The organism is Nocardiopsis sp. NPDC049922 (genome assembly GCF_040660275.1).
Lineage (GTDB): Bacteria > Actinomycetota > Actinomycetes > Streptosporangiales > Streptosporangiaceae > Nocardiopsis.
The window spans coordinates 650,188-670,378 of the sequence record NZ_JBFAME010000001.1 but is presented as its reverse complement, the minus strand read 5'-3'; the positions used below and the strand labels follow the sequence as shown (position 1 = coordinate 670,378).

At 66.7% G+C, this 20,191-nt stretch carries 23 protein-coding genes; 19 read left to right on the top strand and 4 right to left on the bottom strand.

Going from position 1 to position 20,191, the window contains the following annotated elements; genetic code table 11:
- Nucleotides 1-7 precede the first annotated feature (7 nt).
- Nucleotides 8-1,027 (top strand): sulfotransferase, encoded by a 1,020-nt coding sequence (locus tag AB0I72_RS03180; RefSeq protein ID WP_358562378.1) that lies wholly within the window; start codon nucleotides 8-10, stop codon nucleotides 1,025-1,027.
- A 2-nt stretch (nucleotides 1,028-1,029) separates the two neighbouring features.
- Nucleotides 1,030-1,518 (top strand): NUDIX domain-containing protein, encoded by a 489-nt coding sequence (locus AB0I72_RS03175; protein WP_358562375.1) that lies wholly within the window; start codon nucleotides 1,030-1,032, stop codon nucleotides 1,516-1,518.
- Nucleotides 1,519-1,635: 117 nt separating this feature from the next.
- Here AB0I72_RS03175 and AB0I72_RS03170 read toward each other — a convergent pair whose 3' ends face one another.
- Both AB0I72_RS03170 and AB0I72_RS03165 read right to left on the bottom strand, forming a co-directional pair.
- Complete coding sequence (locus AB0I72_RS03170; RefSeq protein ID WP_358562372.1) at nucleotides 1,636-1,986, bottom strand: DUF397 domain-containing protein; 351 nt, start codon at nucleotides 1,984-1,986, stop codon at nucleotides 1,636-1,638.
- Entirely contained in the window at nucleotides 1,983-2,873 is an 891-nt protein-coding gene (locus AB0I72_RS03165) for a helix-turn-helix transcriptional regulator (RefSeq protein ID WP_358562369.1), read from the bottom strand. Before AB0I72_RS03165 ends, AB0I72_RS03170 begins: the two co-directional genes overlap by 4 nt.
- Before the next feature lie 345 nt (nucleotides 2,874-3,218).
- On the opposite strand from AB0I72_RS03165, the gene AB0I72_RS03160 reads away from it, so the two are divergent.
- The 15 genes from AB0I72_RS03160 to AB0I72_RS03090 all read left to right on the top strand — a co-directional run bounded on the left by AB0I72_RS03160 (nucleotide 3,219) and on the right by AB0I72_RS03090 (nucleotide 14,809).
- Nucleotides 3,219-3,662, top strand: a complete 444-nt coding sequence (locus AB0I72_RS03160; RefSeq protein ID WP_358562366.1) for an ATP-binding protein — start codon at nucleotides 3,219-3,221, stop codon at nucleotides 3,660-3,662.
- A gap of 152 nt (nucleotides 3,663-3,814) precedes the next feature.
- The gene (locus AB0I72_RS03155) at nucleotides 3,815-4,216 is read left to right on the top strand and encodes a hypothetical protein (protein WP_358562363.1); all 402 of its coding nucleotides are present in this window, start codon (nucleotides 3,815-3,817) and stop codon (nucleotides 4,214-4,216) included.
- 11 nt (nucleotides 4,217-4,227) lie between these two features.
- Nucleotides 4,228-4,725 (top strand): ATP-binding protein, encoded by a 498-nt coding sequence (locus tag AB0I72_RS03150; RefSeq protein ID WP_358562360.1) that lies wholly within the window; start codon nucleotides 4,228-4,230, stop codon nucleotides 4,723-4,725.
- Nucleotides 4,726-5,146: 421 nt separating this feature from the next.
- Nucleotides 5,147-5,518 carry a hypothetical protein gene (locus AB0I72_RS03145; protein ID WP_358562357.1) on the top strand — a complete coding sequence of 124 codons (372 nt, stop codon included), beginning with the start codon at nucleotides 5,147-5,149 and terminating at the stop codon, nucleotides 5,516-5,518.
- On the top strand, nucleotides 5,512-6,309 hold the full coding sequence (locus tag AB0I72_RS03140; RefSeq protein WP_358562354.1) for a hypothetical protein: 798 nt from the start codon (nucleotides 5,512-5,514) through the stop codon (nucleotides 6,307-6,309). Before AB0I72_RS03145 ends, AB0I72_RS03140 begins: the two co-directional genes overlap by 7 nt.
- 96 nt (nucleotides 6,310-6,405) lie before the next feature.
- Nucleotides 6,406-6,981: an SAF domain-containing protein gene (locus tag AB0I72_RS03135; RefSeq protein ID WP_358562351.1), complete on the top strand. Its 576-nt coding sequence runs from the start codon at nucleotides 6,406-6,408 to the stop codon at nucleotides 6,979-6,981.
- A gap of 26 nt (nucleotides 6,982-7,007) precedes the next feature.
- The gene (locus AB0I72_RS03130) at nucleotides 7,008-7,850 is read left to right on the top strand and encodes a hypothetical protein (protein WP_358562348.1); all 843 of its coding nucleotides are present in this window, start codon (nucleotides 7,008-7,010) and stop codon (nucleotides 7,848-7,850) included.
- 56 nt (nucleotides 7,851-7,906) lie between these two features.
- Complete coding sequence (locus tag AB0I72_RS03125; protein WP_358562345.1) at nucleotides 7,907-9,151, top strand: ATPase, T2SS/T4P/T4SS family; 1,245 nt, start codon at nucleotides 7,907-7,909, stop codon at nucleotides 9,149-9,151.
- Entirely contained in the window at nucleotides 9,148-9,993 is an 846-nt protein-coding gene (locus AB0I72_RS03120; protein ID WP_358562342.1) for a type II secretion system F family protein, read from the top strand. The genes AB0I72_RS03125 and AB0I72_RS03120 overlap by 4 nt, the downstream gene beginning before the upstream one ends.
- A complete protein-coding gene (locus AB0I72_RS03115; RefSeq protein WP_358562339.1) occupies nucleotides 9,990-10,871 on the top strand; it encodes a type II secretion system F family protein in 882 nt (293 codons plus the stop codon). Before AB0I72_RS03120 ends, AB0I72_RS03115 begins: the two co-directional genes overlap by 4 nt.
- A 36-nt stretch (nucleotides 10,872-10,907) precedes the next feature.
- A complete protein-coding gene (locus AB0I72_RS03110; protein WP_358562336.1) occupies nucleotides 10,908-11,105 on the top strand; it encodes a hypothetical protein in 198 nt (65 codons plus the stop codon).
- Between the two features lie 50 nt (nucleotides 11,106-11,155).
- Entirely contained in the window at nucleotides 11,156-11,497 is a 342-nt protein-coding gene (locus AB0I72_RS03105) for a TadE family protein (RefSeq protein WP_358562332.1), read from the top strand.
- Nucleotides 11,494-11,928 (top strand): hypothetical protein, encoded by a 435-nt coding sequence (locus AB0I72_RS03100; RefSeq protein WP_358562329.1) that lies wholly within the window; start codon nucleotides 11,494-11,496, stop codon nucleotides 11,926-11,928. The genes AB0I72_RS03105 and AB0I72_RS03100 overlap by 4 nt, the downstream gene beginning before the upstream one ends.
- Nucleotides 11,928-12,308: a hypothetical protein gene (locus AB0I72_RS03095; RefSeq protein ID WP_358562326.1), complete on the top strand. Its 381-nt coding sequence runs from the start codon at nucleotides 11,928-11,930 to the stop codon at nucleotides 12,306-12,308. Before AB0I72_RS03100 ends, AB0I72_RS03095 begins: the two co-directional genes overlap by 1 nt.
- Nucleotides 12,309-12,328: 20 nt before the next feature.
- Nucleotides 12,329-14,809, top strand: coding sequence for an OmpA family protein (locus AB0I72_RS03090; protein ID WP_358562323.1), 2,481 nt, complete (start codon nucleotides 12,329-12,331; stop codon nucleotides 14,807-14,809).
- Between the two features lie 108 nt (nucleotides 14,810-14,917).
- Here AB0I72_RS03090 and AB0I72_RS03085 read toward each other — a convergent pair whose 3' ends face one another.
- On the bottom strand, nucleotides 14,918-16,921 hold the full coding sequence (locus AB0I72_RS03085; RefSeq protein ID WP_358562320.1) for a tetratricopeptide repeat protein: 2,004 nt from the start codon (nucleotides 16,919-16,921) through the stop codon (nucleotides 14,918-14,920).
- A 694-nt stretch (nucleotides 16,922-17,615) separates the two neighbouring features.
- Between AB0I72_RS03085 and AB0I72_RS03080 the strand changes: the two genes are divergently transcribed.
- A complete protein-coding gene (locus AB0I72_RS03080; protein WP_358562318.1) occupies nucleotides 17,616-18,050 on the top strand; it encodes a hypothetical protein in 435 nt (144 codons plus the stop codon).
- Between the two features lie 605 nt (nucleotides 18,051-18,655).
- Here the strand turns inward: AB0I72_RS03080 and AB0I72_RS03075 are convergent.
- On the bottom strand, nucleotides 18,656-19,360 hold the full coding sequence (locus tag AB0I72_RS03075; RefSeq protein WP_358562315.1) for an AAA family ATPase: 705 nt from the start codon (nucleotides 19,358-19,360) through the stop codon (nucleotides 18,656-18,658).
- Nucleotides 19,361-19,672: 312 nt separating this feature from the next.
- Between AB0I72_RS03075 and AB0I72_RS03070 the strand changes: the two genes are divergently transcribed.
- On the top strand, nucleotides 19,673-20,176 hold the full coding sequence (locus tag AB0I72_RS03070) for a hypothetical protein (RefSeq protein WP_358562311.1): 504 nt from the start codon (nucleotides 19,673-19,675) through the stop codon (nucleotides 20,174-20,176).
- Nucleotides 20,177-20,191 lie beyond the last annotated feature (15 nt).

Genomic DNA, 20,191 nt, shown 5'->3' with positions numbered 1-20,191 from the left:
ATCAGAGATGAACGCTGATCTGCTGGAGCAACTCCAACACCCGGACCCTGTTGGGATCGACCTGGCCTTGTTCCGCATGAGGATGTACCGGTTCAGCGAGGACAGGCGCCAGTACGTGCTGGCGGAGGTACTGGAGGAACGCTTCATCGAGGGGCGGGTTCCACGGCGAGCCACCCAGCGGTACGTCACCGCCTGCCTGAACAGCATTCGGAGCACCGGGGTCCCTCTTGCCTTCGAACCCGACATCCCCATCACGGAGGGGATCGACGTCGACGCCGAGCTCCGCGTCAGACGTCCCTTCGTTCGCTCGGGAACGGAGGCTCCGGTCAGGCCACGGCAGGTCGTCTGTGTCCTCGGAGCACCGCGCTCGGGCACCAGTCACCTGTACAACCTGCTGGCCCGACGAGGCCGGTTCGCGTACTTCACCACCGTGACGTGCTGGGCCTGGCCGGTACGAAACCTCGGGGTTCCGCAGAGGCGCCTGTTCGAGTTGATGCCCGGCGACGTCCTGCTCGTTGACAACAAATCCACACGGATCATCCCGGGGTTGGTCATGCCCTACGAAGCCGAGGACGTCTACGCCAGGGCCCTACCGACCTATCGGCACCTTGCAGGCCACACCTACGAGATCCTCCCCGCCGAGATCGGTGATGAGCGGCTGCTCAGGGACGCGATCAGCGCCCACACCCGTGTGTTCGGCAGGCCGAGCTTCCTCACCAAGTCGCCCTTCAACGCGTTCAGGGTCCACCAGTTTGAACAGCTCTTCGGGCCGATCATCCGCTACATCCACATCGAACGCCCCCGGGCACAGGTCGCGGAGTCACTGGCCCGCAACCGTTTCGCGTTCCGACGCGATGGTCGAGAGCTGACCGGTGAGGAAGCATATGACCTGTTCAGCTCAGCGATTCTCGCCAACGTTCCCCGGGAGCGATGCCGGTCGGTGACGTTGGAGAGTCTTCGGATGGCGCCGGAGCAGGTTGTCGCCGAACTCTTGGCCTGGATCGACAACGAACCTGACAAGGAGTGAACGTGAACAAGATCGTCAAGCAGAGCGCCCGAGCCCTCCTGTTCGACGGCCAGCGGCGCTTGGTCCTCATCAAGCGCACCAAGCCCGGTCAGGATCCCTACTGGGTCGCCGTCGGTGGTGGGGTGGGGCCTGAGGACAGCAGCGTTGAGGCCGCCCTTCACCGTGAGGTCCTGGAGGAACTCGGAGGACAGATCGACCGGGTCCACCAAGTCTTCCTCGTCACCGACGACCTTGAACACGGCGTCGGCCTCCAGCACGTCTTCGCGGCCCGGTTGACCGCTATGGACCTGGCCGCGCGCAACGGGCCCGAGTTCGTCGAGCCCGGGCGCGGTACCTACGAGGTGGTCGCCATTCCCGCTACGCAGGAGGCGCTCTCCACTCTCCGACTCCTCCCATCGCAGTTGGCCGAGTTCGCTCGAGCGAACATCCACGGCTTGGTGGAACTCGTGGACCAGGAGGACAGGACGGGTGAGAGAGGCAAAGAGCCGTGACCGTGAGGAGCCGGCTGGTCCTCAGAGACGACGGATCCGCGCGACGTGTCGGTGGACGGACTGGCCACTGTGCGCGGATTCTTCTCTGAGAACCGGTCGGATGTCTTCCGAATGGTGTCAACTGACGAGCACGCCGCGAGGGTTCCCGATGCGCAGCTCTCCGGCGTCGACCCCGAGCTTGAAGGCGTCCCACTCGGCCTTCGTGTAGACGAGCACGGGGGAGCCTGGTTCGGCGGTGTCGGTGAGGGTGAAACCGCCGTCGGGGAGGAACTCGGCGCGCAGGCGCCTGAAGTCGGTGGTGCCGCGCGCGACCCGGTCGAGGAAGTACCCCCAGTCGTCGTTGGGGACGGTGAGCGTGGGGCCCGTGGGGTTCTTCGTGTCACCGATCTCGATCACGCCCGCGCGCGGGGCCCGGACCTGGACGCACGTCGCCCCTGTACTGCTGAAGCTGGACTTGGTCCATCTCATCGGGTGCCCTCCAGAATCGCCGTGATGACTTCGGCTGACTGTACCGGTGAGAGCGCGGCGGACTGGATGTGGTCGTAGGTCGCCTTGTAGACGGCCAGCTCGGTCACGCCTTCGACGTAGGTGTTCATGCCTCGACTGTCGATGTAGACCACGGGAGGTAGGTGGTTCCCGGCGTCGAGGATCGCGAAGGCGCCGTCCAGCCCGGCGTGCGCGCCGGCGGACTCCGGGACGACCTGGATGTTGACGTTGGGCTTGTGCCCCATCGCGAGCAGGTGGCGAAGCTGATCGTCGCGGACCTCCTCGCTGCCGAGGACGCGTCGGAGCGCGTACTCCTCCACGATCGACCACAGCTGCAGAGGGTCGGTTTCTCGGTGCAACGCCTGTTGGCGTTCCATGCGGAGCTGGACGAGGTGGTCCACCTGGTCGGGAAGCAGCAACGGGTTGGCGGAGATCAGGCCACGGGCGTACTCGGGGGTCTGGAGGAGCCCCGGGATCAGGTAGGGATGCCAGTCCTTGATACCGACCGCGATTTCCTCGAGCCCCAGGTACCTTTCGAAGTTCTTGCCGGGCAGCTCCTGCTCGAACGTGGTGGTGCGGTTGCGCCGTGGCCGTCGGGACTGGGCTCCGAGTTCGATCAGGGTGGGGCGGACGTCGTCGCTGACGTTGAGGACCTGGAAGAACAGGTGGAGGTCGGCCTTGGAGACCGCGGCCTGCCCTCGCTCGATCTTCGACAGTTTGGCCGCCCCGAACCCCATCTGCTTGGCGACCTCGGCCCCACTCAGTCCGGCCTCGTCCCTGAGCTGCTGGAGCGCCTTGCCGAGCAGTAGGCGGCTGGCGATGGGGCCGTGCTGCTCTTGGGGCATGGGGCGGTCCCTCCTGCGGGTCATGTGACACTCCGTCCTCCCCAGTATCCCTCTGTCCCGTCTCCTCGCGGACATGTTCAGAAGATCTCTTGGAAATTTCCAAAAGGCTATTGCGAGGAAACTTCCCCTGGTGCATCATCAATGTCAGCGCTCAGTGCCTCCGGTGTCACGTTCGGTGCTTCCGGGGCGTGTGCGCCGGTCCGGGGGAGCGCGATGTGGTCACGCGCGTTCCCGCGTTCTTGCGACTGAGGAGATCCAGCCATGAGCCACTCCAACGCACCAGCCCCAGATCAGCCGCCCGATGGGTGCCTCAGCCCTCGGCCGCGGTGCGGTCAGAACGAGGATCGTCGAGCTGTGGCGGGACTGCCGATGCGCGTGAGAAGCGGACGTCCGGGTGTGGCCGCCGCGTACTTCGACGGGACCCCGGAGCAGGTCGGCCGGACCCGAACCTGGTGCGCGGGGGCCACCGGGTTGGACGAGACGGAGACCGCCCCGGTCGAGTTGGTGATCAGCGAGCTCGTCACCAACTCCGTCCTGCATTCGGCCTCGGGTGGCCGGTGCGGGCGGGTCAAGGTCACCGTGGAGGTCATGCCCGGCCAGATCGTCCTGGTCTCCGTGACCGACGACGGTCCCCGGGCTCTGCGCCCGATCACCGTGCCCACCCTGGCTGACCATGTGGACGACGCGGAGGAATGCGGACGTGGGCTGCGCCTGGTGGCGGCGCTGGCGGAGAAGTGGTGGTGGACCGGTTTCCGGGGCGGTCAGCTGACCGTGTGGGCGCTGATCGACCCCCACCGCGACCTGGACGCCTGAACGCCGCCAAGTACGTGCCGCCACGGCGGGAAGCGCAGCCCGATCCGGGCCAATGACACCCGCCTCAGCGGCAGACACGAAGATGCCCCGATCGGTGTTGGAGCACCGAGCCGGGGCGTGATCAACCACCTGAATGCAGCAGGAGGATGACCGTGGATCACCACACTACCGGCCGCCACCGCAGGCGGCATCGAACCCTCGCGGGACAGCTCTGGGCCCTCGCCGCGGCGGCCCTGGCGGCTGCCCTGGCCTTCGTGTTCGTCCCCGACCCGCCGAGACGCGAACCGGTCGCGATCACCCCGTCGCCTGAACCGCCCCGTCCCCAGACACCGGACACGAGCACGAGCAGCGCGCAGGAGCTGGCAGCGTCGGAGAACGATGTCCCTGACGAGACCGGAGGTGCGCTCGTCCGTCCTTATATGCTCCCCAGGCCACAGGTCCCCCGGCCCCGAATCCCCGAGGGTGACCTCCTGGCAGCGCCGACGGAACGGGTATCCGACGACCTGGGTGACCTGGCAGCCGTCATCCGCACCTACCTCAACACCGTCGGCTGAGGGGGCAGACTATGAACGCAACCGTTCTCGCACCACCTGTCCGCGCCGTGACCTGGTGGGACCACCGCGTCTACACCGCGAACCTCGCTCAGGTGGGCCTGGTGCGCCGTGACCTGGCGGCTGACCTGACGGGGTTCGACTCCGACCTGGTGGACACCGTACAGCTGTGCGCGGCCGAGCTGGCGGCCAATGCCGTCAAGTACGCGCCGGATGGATCGGAGTTCCTCCGCGCCCTGGCGATGCCGACCCCGGCCACGCTGTGGCTGGCGATTGTTGACGAAGGCGGTGGGATCAGCCTGCCGCGCGTCCCGACCGATCGCACCGTCGAGGACTGGGACATGGCCGAGGGGCAGCGCGGCTTGGCGCTGGTCGACATCCTCGCTGAGGAATGGGGCTACTACCCGGTGGGACCGGGCGGCCCTGAACTCGGTATCGGGGTGTGGGCGACCTTCAACGTCGCCTCCGACCAGGCCCCGGACGGGCTGGGGAGGTTCGTCCTCGCACGCTGATTGGTTGCTTGACCCTGGTAGAGACCGGGCGGTGCCCACGGTGGGTGCCGCCCGATCTCGTGTACTCAGGGAGGTGCCAGACCGTTGCCCCTCCTCCGCATCCAACCGTGTTTTCGCAGGATGCCGAGTTGGACATCCCGGTTCTGTGATCTTGTCCACAACCTTTCGCTGGCGAGCTGTCCGAAACCGCTTGTGGATAGGGCATTCGAAGAGCTACGTTCACCATGATCGCTAAGAGTGATGAGTTAATCACTCAAAGGAGTGCTTCTTGGTGTTGCGCGGATTTGTGCTGCCCGCTCTGGGTCTTGTCCTCATGTCGGGGTGCTCCGTCGAGAGTTCGACGGACGCCGAACCAGTCGTTCAATCCTCAACAACCCCAGTGGAAACGGAACCTTCGGAGGTGACTCCAGAGGACGAAGCCATGGCCGTTTACCTGCGGTTTTGGGGCGCGATCGTGCTGGCTTCGGAGGAGATGGACCCGGACCACCCGGAGTTGGCGGAACACGCCACCGGCCAGGCGCTGGAGTTGGCGCAACAGGGTGTCCAGGGGGTGGCCGATGCGGGCTACGGCATGGAGGGCGAGCCTGTTCCCGCACCCGAGGTGATCTCAGCCGAGCCAACCGACGATCCGACCACGGTGGTGATCAGGGACTGTCAGGGCGCGGGTGACTGGAGGGCCGTCGGGGAGTCCGAACCCCGATCAGACAATGTCCGCATCGATGCCAAGGTCACTCGCGACGTCTTCTCCTGGTGGGTCACCGAGATGCAGGTGTGGGGGGATGACTCGTGCTGAGCCTGGTGCGCCCCCTGGCCGTCGGATCTCTGGCCCACCTGCTGGTCGCCCCACTTCCAGCAGCCCCGTTTCCCACTGACGCGGACTTCAAGGGCAATGTCTCCTGCGAGGCGACCGGCTGCACAGCCTTCGCGGAGTCCCAGGAGCAGGGCGGTTCCTCCGGAGGTGGTTCGCGATCCGGGAACGGTGGCGCGCCAGCCGATACCTCCTCCGAACCATCATGCGAGGAGGGCGAGGACAAGGCGGTGTGGACCTGCACGGCGTGGGTGGCGCCCGCATCGGACAGCGACGAGCAGACCATCAGCCCGCGCGCCCTCGCCGAACGGACGCGGGCCTCTATGTCGCTTCCCCGGCTCTCGGTCGGCGCCTCACCCGGTTTCGACGCGACGTCGATCGTTCACTTCCCCCTCTGGCTCTGGGTGGACGGCGCCCAGTGGGAACCGGTCAGCGCCACGGCGTCGGTCTCGTCCGGTTCGGTGACGGTGACCGCCACCCCGGACACCCTCCTGTGGGACATGGGAGACGGCACAGTCGTCGAATGCGACGGCCCCGGCACCGTCTTCTCCGCCAGCTTCGATGACGCCGGAGCTCCCTCGCCCGACTGCGGCCACACCTACACCCGCGCCTCCACCGACCAAGCGCACGGGAGGTTCCCCGTCACGGCCACCCTCACGTGGACCGTGCGGTGGACCACCACCACCGGCGGCGGAGGATCCCTGGACCCGTTGACGACCAGCGCGTCGAGGGGCGTCCGGGTGCGCGAGGTCCACGCCCTGGTGACCGACGGCTGACAACTCCACGAACGGAAGAACGGAGGAAACGTGACGACGACGGTGAACGAACCCCACATAAACGGTCGGATCAGAGGGAAATCACGTCTGGCACCGGTGCGCCGCCGGGGGTGGAAACGGCCCTTCGCCGGGGTCGCGGTCGTGGTCCTGGGCGGGATCGTCGCCGCCTGGGCCGCAGCGCAGGAGGGGGAGCGCGTCCCCATGCTGGTCACGGCCACCGACGTCGCAGCCGGTGACGTACTGGGCGACACCGACGTGCGGGTGGTCCACGCCCTGGGCGTGGAGGACCTGGAACTGGTCCCCGCTGACAACGTCATCGGCGCGACGGCGGCGGTGCCGGTCCCCGCGGGGACGGTCCTGACGGAACCGATGCTCGCCGACGCTTCCGACTGGCCCGGCCCCGGACAGGCCGTGATGTCGGTCGACGCCCCACCCGGGATGTTCCCGGCCTCCGCGCGCGAGGGTGCGCCGCTGCTCATCGTCGGCGGCCAGGACGTCGAGGAGGACGACGGCGGCGAGCCGATACCCGCGCGCCTGCACTCGGTGGGGGACGAGGGGGAGCTGAGCGGCTCGCAGGTCATCGAGCTGCTCGTGGACGTCGGTGACGTCGCGGAGGCAGCCCGGGTCGTGGGGGAGCCGGGGACGCGCCTGGTGCTGACACCCGGGCAGTAGGACAACGGATCGACGAGGGGAAACGCATGATCATCGCGGTGTGCTCGTTCTCGGGTGCTCCAGGGGTCACCACCCTGGCGACGGGGTTGGCGGCCTTGTGGCCCGCCGGTCCGCTCACCGTTCCGGTGCTGGTGGAAGCTGATGTCAGCGGGGGCGACCTGGCCACGTGGCACCGGATCACCGGCCGACCGGGCCTGGTCTCGCTGACGGTGTCCGTGCGGGCGACCTCAGGGCCGGTCGCGGTGCAGGAGGAGGGAACTCGGCGGGTCCTGCTCCGCCACGCCTGCGAACTCCCCGGCGGGCTGCGGGTCGTCGCCGCGCCGCCGACCGCGCACGAGGCCGCCGCCGTGGTCGTGGCCCTCACCCGCAGGATCCAGGTCCTCTTCGGCGGGGTGACCGTGCTGGACCTGGGCCGCGTGATGCCGGGTACCGCGGGCGCGCACCTGCTCGCACAGGCCGACGCCGCGATCGTCAACGTCACCGGCAACGACCCCTCCCAGATCCACCGGGTGGCCCGCTGCCGCGATGTCCTGGACGCTCTCACCGAAGGCGGCACGCGCGTGGGGCTGGCCGTGCGCGACAGCCGGTTCTCGGCCGACGAGATCACCGCCGAGACCGGATACCCGGTGTGGGCGAGCATGCCCACCGACACCACGGGCGCGGCGTTCCTGCGGGGAGAGGTCACCGGTCCACGAGGCCTGCGGCAGCGGGTCGCCGCGTGGTCGCACACCCGCCAGGATCCCGACGCCGTCGAGTGGATGCCGCTGCTGGCCACGGCACGTCGGCTGGCCGAACACATCGACGACCAGATCTGGGTCCGCGAACCGTCATCCTCGGATGCGCGTCGGCTGGAGGGCGTGGCCGCATGACCCTCGTCAACTTCCCCACCACGCTCGCCGACCTCGCCGACTAGCTCGCGACCACGGTGACGGACGAACTCGTCCGCCGCACCTCCGAGACCGACACCCTGCCCCAGGACAACCACCACGCTCCTGGGCACCGCGAACTGGCGGACAGGATGCTCTCCACGCTGTTGGACGAGTACGCTTGCCGTGCCCTGACCGGCGCCGCGGCACCGCTGACCGAACAGGACGAGGCGTGGGTGCGCGCACGGGCACTGGCCCAGGTGTGCGGGCTGGGGCCGCTGGACATCCTGCTCTCCGAACCAGGCGTGCGGGACATCCATATCAACGGGACCCGCGTGTGGGTCGACTTCGGTGACGGCCGACGCGAGGAACGACCGCCCGTCACAACCTCCGACGCAGAGCTGGTGGCCCTCGTCCAGCGCCTGGCCGGGCAGGCACCGGGCGGGGAACGCCGCTTCGACCTGTCCGCGCCGCTGCTGTCCATGGAGCTGACCGACGGGGCGCGCCTGTCCGCTGTGATGGGGGTGTCCCGCAGACCAGCCGTGACCATCCGCCGCCACCCCGAACACGAACTCACCCTGACCGACCTGGTCAGCTCCGGCATGCTCACCACCCCGGTTCGCTCCCTGCTGACCTCCGCCGTCCGCGCCCGGCTGAACCTCGTCATCGGAGGCGCCACCGGATCGGGCAAGACCACCCTGCTCCGGGCCCTCGCCCGGCACATCCCGCACGGCGAGCGCGTCATCACCATCGAGGACGCCTACGAACTCGGGCTGGAGGGCGACGACGACCTCGACTGCCTCGCACTCCAAGGACGACCGCCCAACACCGAGGGCGCGGGCGAGGTGACCCTGGCCGACCTCGTACGCCACGCGCTGCGTATGTCCCCGAACCGGGTCATTGTGGGAGAGACACGAGGCCAGGAGACCGTCCCGCTGCTCCACGCGATGACCATGGGCAACGACGGGTCCATGGCCACGGTCCATGCCTCCTCCTCCGCTCAGATCCTCACCAAGCTGGCCACCTACGCCAACCAGTCCAGCGAACGGCTGACGCTGGAGGAGAGCGCGATCCTCATCGCCTCCGCCGTCCACCTGGCCGTGCACATCGACACCGACACGGACGGCAGGCGGCGGGTGTCGAGCATCCGGGAGATCGTCGGGATGGACGGCCCCCAGGTGATCACGAACGAGATCTACTCCGCCGAGCTCGGCGGGTTCGTCACCCCGCCCAGCCCGCACTACGCCCGCTCCCTCGCCCGGGTGGGCTTCGACCCGTCCTGCCTGTTCAGGGAGAAGCGGTGACGGGCGTGCTGGTCGCGAGCGTGGGTGGGGGCGCCGTCGGGCTGGGTTTGGTGCTGCTCGCCCCGGCTCTCACGACCGCGGTGTCCCGAGTGCGCTCGGCCCCGCCCGTGCGTCGTGACGTGGTCGTCCGGTTGACGATCGCGGGTGCGGTGGGGGCGGCCACCTGGGCGCTCACCGGATGGCCGGTCGCCGCTGTTCTGGCGGCAGCGGCCACGTGGTGGCTGCCGGGGATCATGGTGCCGGACCGGGAGACGACGGCCGAGGTGGAACGGATCGAGGCCGTGGCGGGCTGGACCGAGCAGCTGCGCGACCTGATCGCCGGATCCTCCGGTCTGCGCCAGGCCATGTGGACCTCCGCCCCGATCGCTCCGGCACCCATTCGCCCACACGTGGAGACCCTGGCCCAGGACCTCGTCGACGGTACGGACCTGGACGACGCGCTGACCGTGTTCGCCGACAACGTGGACAACGACACCGCGGACCTTGTGGCCACGGCGCTGTCCATGGCGGCCAGCCGACACGCGGCCGACCTCGGCGCACTGTTGGGGACCCTTGCCGAGGCGGCCCACGACCGCGCGTCGATGCTCGTGCGCACCAACGCCTCCAGGGCACGAACCCGCACGTCGGTGCGGATCATCATCATGACCACGCTCGCCATGGTGGTCGGCATGGCCGTGTTCAACGGCGCCTACTTTGCACCCCTGGGTTCCGCTACCGGGCAGCTCGTTCTCGCGATGGTCGGCGCGGTGTGGGCGGTCGCCCTGTGGTGGTTGGTGCGGTTGTCGGCCCCACCGCGAACGCGACGCGTTCTGACTGCCCCGACCGCGGGGGTGGGCGTATGACCGTGGTCGTCGCGGCGGCCGGGGGAGCCGCGGTCGGAGCGGGCGTCTGGCTGATCGTTCAGGGGTTGCGTCGGCCACGGTTGCACGAACTCCTTCCGCCACAGACGGAGGACATCGATGGTGCTCCGCGAGCAGTGGGCGTCCTTGATCAGGCGAAGGGGATCGGCTGCTCCGTTCTCGCACAGCTCGGCTGGCCCGGACGCCGGACCAGGAGCGACCTCGCGGCGTGCGACACGGACGTCGACACCCATCGCACGACGGTCGTCGCCCTGGCGCTCGCCGGGGCAGCGCTGTTCGCGTGCACGCTGACGATCGCAGTGCCCGCGGCTTCCGTGCTCCCGATGCCGGCCGCGCTCGCTATTGGAGGAACCAGCCTGGCCGCGTGCGCTCTCGCCCCGGGGGTCCTGCTTCGCGCGAGGGCACGCCGTCAACGGGTCGAACTACGTCTGGCCACCTCGGTCATCGCCGACCTGGTCGGGGTCGCCCTCGCAGGCGGAGCCGGAGTCACCGGGGCACTCACGGCGGCCACCGGGCGCGGCACCGGACCCGCGTTCGGACGCATCCGACGGTGCCTGCACGAAGCCCACCTGCGCACCCGACCGCCATGGGACGCCCTGACGGATCTCTCCCGTCAGACCGGAGTACGGGAGCTGGAGGAACTGGCCTCGTCCATCCGCCTGGCCGGAGCCGACGGCGCCAGGGTGCGCACCTCCGTCCGCGCCAAGGCCAGATCCCTCCGCGCCCACCAGTTGGCCGCGCTGGAGACCGAAGCCCTCGAAGCCACCGAACGGATGAGCCTGCCCGTCATGCTGCTCGTCCTCGGCTTCCTCCTGCTCATGGGATACCCCGCGATCGTCCAGGTCAGCAACGGATTCTGAACCACCACCGAGAAGGACAGGAAGGGGAACCACTACATGGGATCCATGCGGTTGCGCGCCCTCGTGGAACTGATCCTCGGAACACGAAGCCCCGACCGGGACCGGGGATCGGCTACCACCGACTGGGTACTGATGCTCGCCGTCACCATCGGCATCGCTACCGGCGTCGGCGCCATCATCACCCCGCTCATCATCGAGACCGCCCAGGGCATCGACCTGGGGGTCATCCCGTGAACCGGCGGGGCTCATGGTCCTCCCGTGACGACAGGGGAGGGGCCGAGCTGATGTTCGCGATCCCGCTGATGTTCGTCATGCTCCTGGGCATCCTCCAGTACGGGCTGTGGGCCCACGCTCAGCACCGGACACAGGCCATCGCCACCGAAGCCCTGGCAGCGGGACGCACCTTCGAGGGCAGTGAGAGGGAGGGCCGCGCGCGGGGATACGCCCTGGCCGAGGAGCTGGGCGGCACGGTGCTCCGAGACCTGCGTATCGAGGTCCGGCGACGCGACGGTACGGCCCGTGTCGCCGTCGACGGCGTGGCGGTCAGTCTTCTGCCTGGCTGGAACCCTCCGGTGTCTACGACCCTGACGGGACCCATCGAACGGCCTGTGGGGGTTGCCCCATGACGTCGTGGCGAGGCAGGGGACAGGAGCGGGATCGGGGGAGTGCGTCGGTCGAGGTGATTCTCATCGTCCCCGTGCTCCTGGCGTTCCTGGCCCTGCTCACCCTGACCGGACGCTCCTACGCCGCGGGGCTCGCCGCCGACGCTCTGGCACACGGCGCCGCGCGTTCCGCCTCCCTGTACCTCGACCCGGGTGAGGCGCGCATTGCGGCTGAGTGTGCCGTAGCGGAGAGTGTCGGCACGTGGGGCCGCGCCTGCCAGGACCCCACTGTGACCATCCAGCACACCTTCACTGCCGGAGGCCGCGCTGTTCGAGCCGACGTCACGTGCATCAGCCAGCGAGACGACCTTCCGGTGCTCGGGCTCGGCGAACGCCGCACCATCTCCGGCCACGCCACGTCCGTCCTTGACGTTCACCGCGAACAGGAACGCTGATGCTGCACGGCGGCCACCCCAGTGCGTTCGTCGTCATCGTCGCCGTGACGCTGATCGCCTGCCTCGGCCTGGTCCACGACGGCGCGCGGATGCTGCGCGCCAAGACCATGACCACCACCCTCGCACACGAAGCCGCCCGGGCCGGAGCGCAGCACTTGGACGAAGGGCGGCTGAGGGCGGGATCGGTTGTGCTCGACGAGGTGTCCGCAGGCCGAGCCGCCCGAGCCCACGCGGAACGTGGCGGAGCGAGCGCGGAGGTGGATGTTCGGGCCGAAGCCGTCACGGTCACCGTCACCACCCATCACGAGCCGATGGTGCTCGCGGCGATCGGGCCGGTCGAGATCGCCTCCCGGGCCACGGCGACGGCGTACACACCGTGAGGAACGAGGGGGATGACGTCATGAATCCGACGAGGACGGTCCTGGTCGCGGGCGTCACGCTCGCCCTGCTGGTTGCACCGCCGGTTCTGCTCAGTCGCTGGGAATGGCCGGTGGGATCGGATATGACCTGGGACTATGTGTGGTTGTCCCTGATCAGCGGCACGCTTCCGACGTCGGTCGTTCACGCCTTGGCGCTCGTCATCCTGTGGGGTCTGTGGGGTGCGTTCGTGGTGCTGGTCGGAATGGACGTCGTCGCCGTTCTTCGGGGCCAGATTCCCCGGATCGGGTTGCTGCGGCTCATCGTGACGGGAGCCGCCGGGAGTTCGGTGGCCATGTCCGTGACACCTGTCGCCGTGGCGTCGGCTGACACGGCGCCAACGACCGACGAACACACCACTGACAGCGAGGAACCCGCGCACACGCTGGAGCGCACTCGAGTGCTGGCCGGCTTCGGGTTCGACTCCGCGGATCTCACTCCCCGGATGAGGGACGAGCTGCTGCCCACGGTCGAACTCCTCCAGCTCTTCGGCGACCCGGGGACGCCCATCGCGGTGACCGGCCACACCGACTCCATCGGGTTGTATTCGTACAACCGTGACCTGTCACAACGGCGCGCTGATGCCATCGCCGCGTTCCTGACCGAGCAGCTCGGTGACGGGTGGACGATCACCACCGAAGGGCTGGGCTCCGAGCAACCACGGGAGCAACCCGATCTCGGGCACGCCGCTGAGCGCCGGGGCGAGATCACCTACACCCTGACCACCCGACCCTATGAATCCGCTGCGCCGGAGGAGAAGGAGCCGGAGACAGTGGATGGTCTGCAGAGCGCCGAGCTGGCCGCTGACGAGGAACCGAAGACGGACCCTCAGCGCGACGGAGGGTTCCGTGGTGGTGAGCTGATCGCGGGAGCCGTCGCCGGGGGAGCAGCGGGAGTGATCGCGGGACGGTTGACAGCGCCCGGACGACGCGAGAGGAAGCCGAAGAAGAAGGAGCAGGACGAGGGCGAGTCCGTAGACCTCCTCGAAGACGAGGAGCTCGACGGCGACGAGGCTCTGGGCAGTTCGGTGCCCGTCACCCGGGACGCTGACGGCGACGTGATCAGCGCGGAAGGGCACGTACGGATCGCTGACAGCCTCAGCGTCAGCGCACGCACAGGTCTCGGCATCGCGGGTGCACATGCGGTGGGCGTAGGTGCCTCCCTCATCGCCCGGGCTGTGGCCTCGCCTGGGATCCGGGTCATCACTACCCGCCAGGTGATGGCTGAGGCGGGAGCACCACCGAACGCGCGCGTGCCTGGTGTGACCGCGAGCGCTGACACCGCATCCGCCATCACGGAAGCAGAGCTGGCCAGCATCTCCGCGGCACCACGTGAGCAGGGGGAGGAGCGGATTCTGCTGCTGGTGAGTGCTCCCGAACATGCCCTGGTCCGGGACCGCCTGCTCACGCTGGCGCAGTCGGCCGAGGACGACGTCTTGGTCGTGGCTCTCGGCGCGGGAGCAGGGTGCGCGGAGGCGGTTTGTGACTCCTTCGACGAGGTCAGCGTCACCGCGCTGGATGGGAGCACGGCCACCTACACAGACCTGCGGCTCCTGCACATTGACCAGGCGACCTTCTCAGCGCATTTCACAGGGCAGGGGCAGGCACCGGAACGACTGCGGCCGGAACCGAAGGGCGCGGAGAGGTCGGACGAGGAGGAAGTACGACAAGAGCCCGAACCGGACGAGGGACGGGGCACTCCGGATTCGGTCCCCTCGGTGAAGGTGGACATCCGGCTTTTCGCACCGCACCCGCTCATCAGCGTGGAGGGGGCTGACATCGGCCAGCGGATGCGTTCGTCCTCCCGAAGGATGCTCGCCTACCTGGCACTTCATCCACGTGGAGTCGGTACCGAGACCCTGACGGACGCCCTTTTCCCCGACAGTACCGAGAGTAAGGCCCGGGCACTGCGCAACACCGCGTCCAGCGACGTCCGTCGCGTCATCCGCGACGCTCTTGGGGACCCTGAAGCGGAGATCCTACAGGTGGACTCGGGGCGCTACCGGATCCGGCAAGAGGTCGTCGATGTGGATGTGTGGCGGTTCGACGCCGCGGTGAAGGCGGCAGGCGGAACATCGGATTCCGCGGTGCGTGCGGAACGTCTTCGCCTGGCCTCAGACGAGTACGCGCAGGTGCTGCTGTCCGAGGTCGACTTCCCGTGGATCGAGGAGAAACGCCAGGCGTACCGTCGAGCCGCCGCTGACTGCTTCGTGAGCCTGGCGAAGACAGCCGAAACCCCTGAACAGGCGTTGACCTGGCTGGAACGCGCCCGCGAGTCCGATGACCTGAACGAAGCCGTCTACCAGGAGATCATGAAGGTCCACGCGTCGCTGAGTCGCCCGGACGCCGTACAGCGCACCTTCCAGGACCTCTCGGACCGCCTCAAGGCCATGCGTGCTCGCCCGAGCACTGCCACGAACAAGCTCCTGAACGATTTGGTCTCTGATGTAGCCGTTCGAAAATAGCACCAAATGAAACCGATCTGATGATTTAAAGTAGAGACTGATTCAGTCGATGATCTTGGTTTTATGCATCGCGATCTGTTTCTCGTGAAAATTTCTCCTATTGGTTGACTAGTGCTGCCTATGTTTAACGATCCACGATGCAGCTTCTTCTTTTCTTCCTGTCTTTCTTAGTAGCTTGGCTAGATTTCTCATGGCTGGGGCGCTTCCGGCTTCGGCTGATTTTCGAAACCATCGCTCTGCTCGGTTGATGTCTCCTGCATGTGAGTACAAAGATCCCAAATTATTCATTGCATCAGTGCGACCTGACTTGGCGGCTCGTGTCCAGTACTCTTCCGCTTCCTTTAGCCTTCCTGACTTGGCTAGTAAGATTCCGAGAGAATTCTCCATGGTATTGTCGCCGGAGTTGATGGACTCGCGCCATAGCTGTTCGGCTTCTGCTGCTTTCCCTTTCAAATTCATCAGTTTCCCGAGATTATTCATGGCCATAGTATGGCCTGCCTCAACGCCTTTGCGTAGCCAATGTTCAGCTTTGTCTGACTGTCCTGTGTTAAGCAGATTGGCGCCAAGATTGTTCATTGCATTGCTGTTACCAGCTTCGGCTGGCTTTTGGTACCACTTGATGGCTTCCTCGATGTGGCCATTCGTTTCTAGTATGACGCCTAGGTTGTACATTGCATCAGTATCACCGGCTTCCGCAGACTTGCGGTACCAGTATTCTGTTTCTTCTGGCTGGCCTTTGGATTCCAGTAGGACGCCCAGGTTGTACATTGCGATGGCATCACCCGCCTCAGCAGCTGGACGTAGCCAGCTTTCCCCTTCGTCAGTTCGATTGTTCATTCGAAGTAGGTTTCCGAGATTTGACATAGCCATGGTGATGCCGATTTCAGCCGGTGGCCGATACCAAGACTCGGCTTCAGCTATGTGTCCCGCTTGCTCCAGCATGTGCCCCAGGTTGATCATCGCGATAGTGTGGCCTGCTTCGGAGGATTTTCGCAGCCATTGTTCAGCTTCCTTTCTTCGCCCTACTTCTCTTGCCAAACCTCCTAAGTTAAACATTGCGTCAGGATCGCCAGACTCGGCAAGAGGCCTTAAGGCCATCTCGGCATACGAGAAATTTCCCCGGCTGAATGCTGTTGCTGCGATGGTGAATCTGTCCTGGCGATTTGCATAATTTAGGGAGGTTAGCCATGCGTGTTCAGAAGGAGGGTTTGCTGCGGTCAAATAGTCGAAAGCTCGCCACTGATTCCCTTGTGCGTCTGCTGGGACGAGTAGTCCCGCTACACCGCATCGCTCGCTTGTTGCCCATGCCCATGCGTCCTCTGAGTCCTCTGGCAGAGGGGGAGGTTTAGGTAAGTATTCGACATGAGCATCTTCTAGCTGCTGGCGGGTAACTGCGGACGAAAGGCCAGTGCTTGCGAGATTGACTGCAGCGGAGACGAGCGCGTATCCCCTGGGGTGTCCCAAATTAGGACCAGCTTCCCAATCGGTTTGGAGCTGAGGCCCCGCAGCCAAGTATACTGATATTCCGAAAGTATTTTGCGTGGAGGCTTCAATTAGGCGTTCGTCTCCGCTTGCAAATGCTCGTTCGCGTTCTTCGGGCGACCATTTGTCTGGAATGGTAATTGGGGTGGTGGTTTTTAGAATCTGAAATCCGATTGCGTTAGTTTGTGGCCCGTCTGTGCGTGCTGGTCTAAGTGCCTCCAGGTTCTTTGTGCGGATGGTTGCGGCCACGATTGCCCTAGCACTGCCGAGTTCCGAGATCCAGGACGGATCCATGCCCGAGGGGCCAAGGTAGCGTTCGAGGTCGTCCATCCATACCACCCAGCCATCAGAAGCGTTCTCAGACTTCTCTTTCAGCCAGTTGGGCAGGAGCTTCAGGTTTGTGTTCTCAGGAGGGTGTACGATCCGTCGATTGGGTAGAGTGCGAGCAAGGGCTGCCAACATGGCGCGGGTCTTTCCGGCTGTGGAAGCGCCTGTGGCTAGAACCATCCCCCCGTTGGGGTCCAATGCGGCTTCCCGCAGACGTCGGTCAAGCTCGTCATCGATGTCGCGGGGTACATATGGTGGAACTTCATCGCCATCAACACTGAGACGAGAGGCATGGGTGCCCATCCGACGTGGATTGGCTTGGTCGGCCTGAGGGGCTACGTCCACCCAGGTCGGTGCAGATACCGTCTGTTCTATGGGTGCTGGCTGGATTGTGACGTCACCATGGATCTCATTGGCTTGAACCACGTTTCCATGCACATCGCTGGTTCGATTCTCGACTCTTGGTCTCGAAGCACGACTGTCTCGGGAAGCCTCTCTGGGGGGCGGGCGCAACATAATGGCCAGTGCGGCCAGTACGAATGATCCTGCTCCTGCAATCAGAGCCGTCGGTACTAGGCCGGACATGAGGAGCCCCACTACAGCCAGTCCTAGACCGAACGCTCCTCCGGCAGCGGCGACTCGCATCGACATCCGTTCCATGCACTAATTCTGCCCCCAAGGTGGCGAGGCATGGTAGCGATCTAGCTACGAAGATTGAGTTCTGTTATCGCTTGCTGCGGTGTGCGAGCGGGTTGTCAGGGGTCGGCGAGGGGTCGCCCGAAGGCTGCCTCGCCTCGGTGCTGACAGAGCAGGTCAGGTGGAGTGTCGAGGTTGTCTGTGCGACCCCGACATATACACCTCCCGTTGGTCTCTCCTCTTCGCGGCGGGGGTGGGGTGGGTGAGGGGGCAAGGATCTCGGGGCACCAGTGTCCAATCCGGGGGCACGGTTGGCTTCTTTCTGGGTGAAGGACGTTGTCGACCCGGAAGGTGTGAGTTGATGCGGCGCTTGGACGAGAGCAGGCGGTGCCAGCATGAGCCGCGGCTGTACGCGGTGGGAGGACGGGGCCGCCGTCGGACATTCGGGCTGCGGAACGTGTGCTCGCAGGCGGAGGGAGCCACGCTGCGGGTTGCTGGGCGCTCCAAGCGACTGGCGCTGCTCGACGATCTGCGCAGGCTCGCGTCGTACCTGGAGGCGAACCCGGATCTGCCGGTGGGGGAGATGACGCGGGTGGAGATCGTCTACTTCACCGAGGGGTGCGACGGACACCAACAGGACGAGGTCGCGCGTCTGGCGGGCGTGATGGAGGTGGCGCCGCGCTGGGAGGGGGACCACTACGTGACCGAGAAGCGGATCGGGCAGGCGGGGTACCGCGTGGTGTCCATCCCGGAGAACACGCGGGTGAGGGAGAGGCCGCTTCGCGGGAGCCGGTGAGCTTCCTTCGGGTTCGGGCCCTGGGCGTCGCCCAGGGCTTTTCTGTGTGCTGCTGGCCTGCGGTTAGGCGATAGCTGAGTTATCCACAGAGTTTTGCGGAACCGGTTGCGGAGGCGGGTCCCACTATCTATCGTGGGAACAGATTTCGCCTCTGGATTTCCCTCCTCGGTGAGAGCACCCTTTTCGCACTTGGACACTTCCCAGAACACTTATCGCCTTGTAAGCGATAGGTTAGGGGTTCAAGTCCCCTCGCTGGCTCTCACTATGTCTGACCTGGGACATCTTCAGGCGGAGTCACTCCGCTGACAGCCTCACCGCCTGGAGAGCAATCGCCTATGGGCACCAAGCGCGTACACCGGGGACCGGGGGACCCCTGAAGCCCCACGTCGACTCCTTCGTCCTGACTCTGCGCGCCGCCGGTCGCAGCGAGCGCACCGTCCCGGTCCCAGGCGCGTCGCCAGCGTCACACCGACCGCGCGGTCACCCGCAGCTCCCTGGCGATAGTTCCGACCCTGACCTGCTCTCGTCGCTGCTGCTCCTGGGGCGTCAACCCGCCCCCTTGCGCGTACCTCATGGGCACGTCCTACCGCTGTGACCAGCCAGTGTCACGAGGTATTGGACATCACGACATCAAGCTGAGTAGAGGGCGACTCCATCGCGGCGGGCAGGGGACGACGGGCATTCGCGCGGGGGCTGAACCGGATCCAGGCCAACTCCCGCGCCCGGCGCCGGTCGAGTGCGAGCAGACTGCGCGCGCCCGGCGCGAACGCCGCCGGTCCGTGCCGGGTGGCCGCGCGCAGCCGCCGCCAGCGCCGCGAATGCACCCGGTGGCTGCGTTCGGTCACCCGCCGCCCCCGGGCGTTCTGCCCGATCCGGGCCTCCTGCGGGGTGGCGTCGATCATCAGCACGTGCACCTCGTACCGGCGGAGTCGGCAGAGCAGGGCGAGCAGCACACGGACCGGGCGCCGGGTCCCGCACTCGTGGACCACCACCGGGCCGCCGCGCAGCGCCGCGGTCACCCGGGCCAGGTGCAGTACGTGCACCACCCAGCGCCACAGTGGGTAGGGGACCCGGCCGAGCAGCGGTCCCAGCCGGTACCGCGACTGTAGCGAGTCGATCACCCGCACACCGTCCGCGGTGAGCACGGTCCGCTCCTCGTCCCCGCGGAGACCGAACAGCCGCCGCAGCAGGGTGCTCTTTCCGGCCCCGGGTACCCCGGCGACCAGAAGCAGGGACCGCCGAGGGTAGACCACCCCGCGCACCATCGCGTCATTCACCGTGGGCACATACCGCACCAGACCCTGGAACATCTTCGGTAGCTCCTCAAAGCCGACCTTCGCGCCGGTGGGGCGCGGCTCTACGGTGGCCGCGTCACCAACGTCCTGGCGCGACTGGGCATCGACGACTCTGACGAGTACCGCGCGTCCCTGCGCAGCCTGGGCAACGGCCAGTGCCTGTACCACGACCTGGATGGGCGCATCGGCCGCGTGTCGGTGGGTGCGGGCGATGGTGGAGTCTACCGAGATGTCCCAGAGGACAAGAGGAGATCCTGGCGAGGTTCATAGGCGCCATCCACGAGGCGGACACCTCCTGGTACCGGCTCCCGTGGGTGCTGCGCTGCCGTGCCGACCGCGGTGGCCGAACCGCTCGCCAACGGGCCCGCACCGACCGGCAACCCGGACCTGGTGCTGGAGGACGCGGTCCGCCAGGGCGTGATCAGCAAGTCGGATGCCGACCTCATCGGCCGCACCCGACTGGACCGGGTGCCGCTGACGGACGTGGCCCGAGAACGCGGGACCGCCTACTGGCAGCTCGCCAAACGCCGATCGCGCGCGGAACGGCGGCTCACGGACACGGTGCATCGGGGCTGGTCACCGCACGCCTGTCCGCCCTGTCAGCGGCCTGACCACTCGAGGACCGGGGCAAGGATCGCTGACACCGAGTCCAATCCCGCCCCTCAGGCGGCACTGGATCGCCCCGAAGCGATACAGCGCACCTTCCAGGACCTCTCCGACCGCCTCAAAGCCGTACGTGCTCGCCCGAGTGCCCCCACGAACAGGCCCCTTCACGCACTGCCTACGGATACAGTCCTCGCGGACAAGAGCCAGGCATGGAAGCCGTTGTGAAACGCCCGTCGTGCG

What these genes read in the sequence shown, in the direction of transcription:
- AB0I72_RS03180 (WP_358562378.1), top strand. Translation starts at nt 8, where the DNA reads ATGAACGCTGATCTGCTGGAGCAACTCCAACACCCGGACCCTGTTGGG.
- AB0I72_RS03170 (WP_358562372.1), bottom strand. Translation starts at nt 1,986, where the DNA reads ATGAGATGGACCAAGTCCAGCTTCAGCAGTACAGGGGCGACGTGCGTC.
- AB0I72_RS03165 (WP_358562369.1), bottom strand. Translation starts at nt 2,873, where the DNA reads ATGACCCGCAGGAGGGACCGCCCCATGCCCCAAGAGCAGCACGGCCCC.
- AB0I72_RS03160 (WP_358562366.1), top strand. Translation starts at nt 3,219, where the DNA reads ATGCGCGTGAGAAGCGGACGTCCGGGTGTGGCCGCCGCGTACTTCGAC.
- AB0I72_RS03150 (WP_358562360.1), top strand. Translation starts at nt 4,228, where the DNA reads ATGAACGCAACCGTTCTCGCACCACCTGTCCGCGCCGTGACCTGGTGG.
- AB0I72_RS03145 (WP_358562357.1), top strand. Translation starts at nt 5,147, where the DNA reads ATGGCCGTTTACCTGCGGTTTTGGGGCGCGATCGTGCTGGCTTCGGAG.
- AB0I72_RS03130 (WP_358562348.1), top strand. Translation starts at nt 7,008, where the DNA reads ATGATCATCGCGGTGTGCTCGTTCTCGGGTGCTCCAGGGGTCACCACC.
- AB0I72_RS03115 (WP_358562339.1), top strand. Translation starts at nt 9,990, where the DNA reads ATGACCGTGGTCGTCGCGGCGGCCGGGGGAGCCGCGGTCGGAGCGGGC.
- AB0I72_RS03110 (WP_358562336.1), top strand. Translation starts at nt 10,908, where the DNA reads ATGGGATCCATGCGGTTGCGCGCCCTCGTGGAACTGATCCTCGGAACA.
- AB0I72_RS03105 (WP_358562332.1), top strand. Translation starts at nt 11,156, where the DNA reads ATGTTCGCGATCCCGCTGATGTTCGTCATGCTCCTGGGCATCCTCCAG.
- AB0I72_RS03100 (WP_358562329.1), top strand. Translation starts at nt 11,494, where the DNA reads ATGACGTCGTGGCGAGGCAGGGGACAGGAGCGGGATCGGGGGAGTGCG.
- AB0I72_RS03095 (WP_358562326.1), top strand. Translation starts at nt 11,928, where the DNA reads ATGCTGCACGGCGGCCACCCCAGTGCGTTCGTCGTCATCGTCGCCGTG.
- AB0I72_RS03090 (WP_358562323.1), top strand. Translation starts at nt 12,329, where the DNA reads ATGAATCCGACGAGGACGGTCCTGGTCGCGGGCGTCACGCTCGCCCTG.
- AB0I72_RS03085 (WP_358562320.1), bottom strand. Translation starts at nt 16,921, where the DNA reads ATGGGCACCCATGCCTCTCGTCTCAGTGTTGATGGCGATGAAGTTCCA.
- AB0I72_RS03080 (WP_358562318.1), top strand. Translation starts at nt 17,616, where the DNA reads ATGCGGCGCTTGGACGAGAGCAGGCGGTGCCAGCATGAGCCGCGGCTG.
- AB0I72_RS03075 (WP_358562315.1), bottom strand. Translation starts at nt 19,360, where the DNA reads ATGTTCCAGGGTCTGGTGCGGTATGTGCCCACGGTGAATGACGCGATG.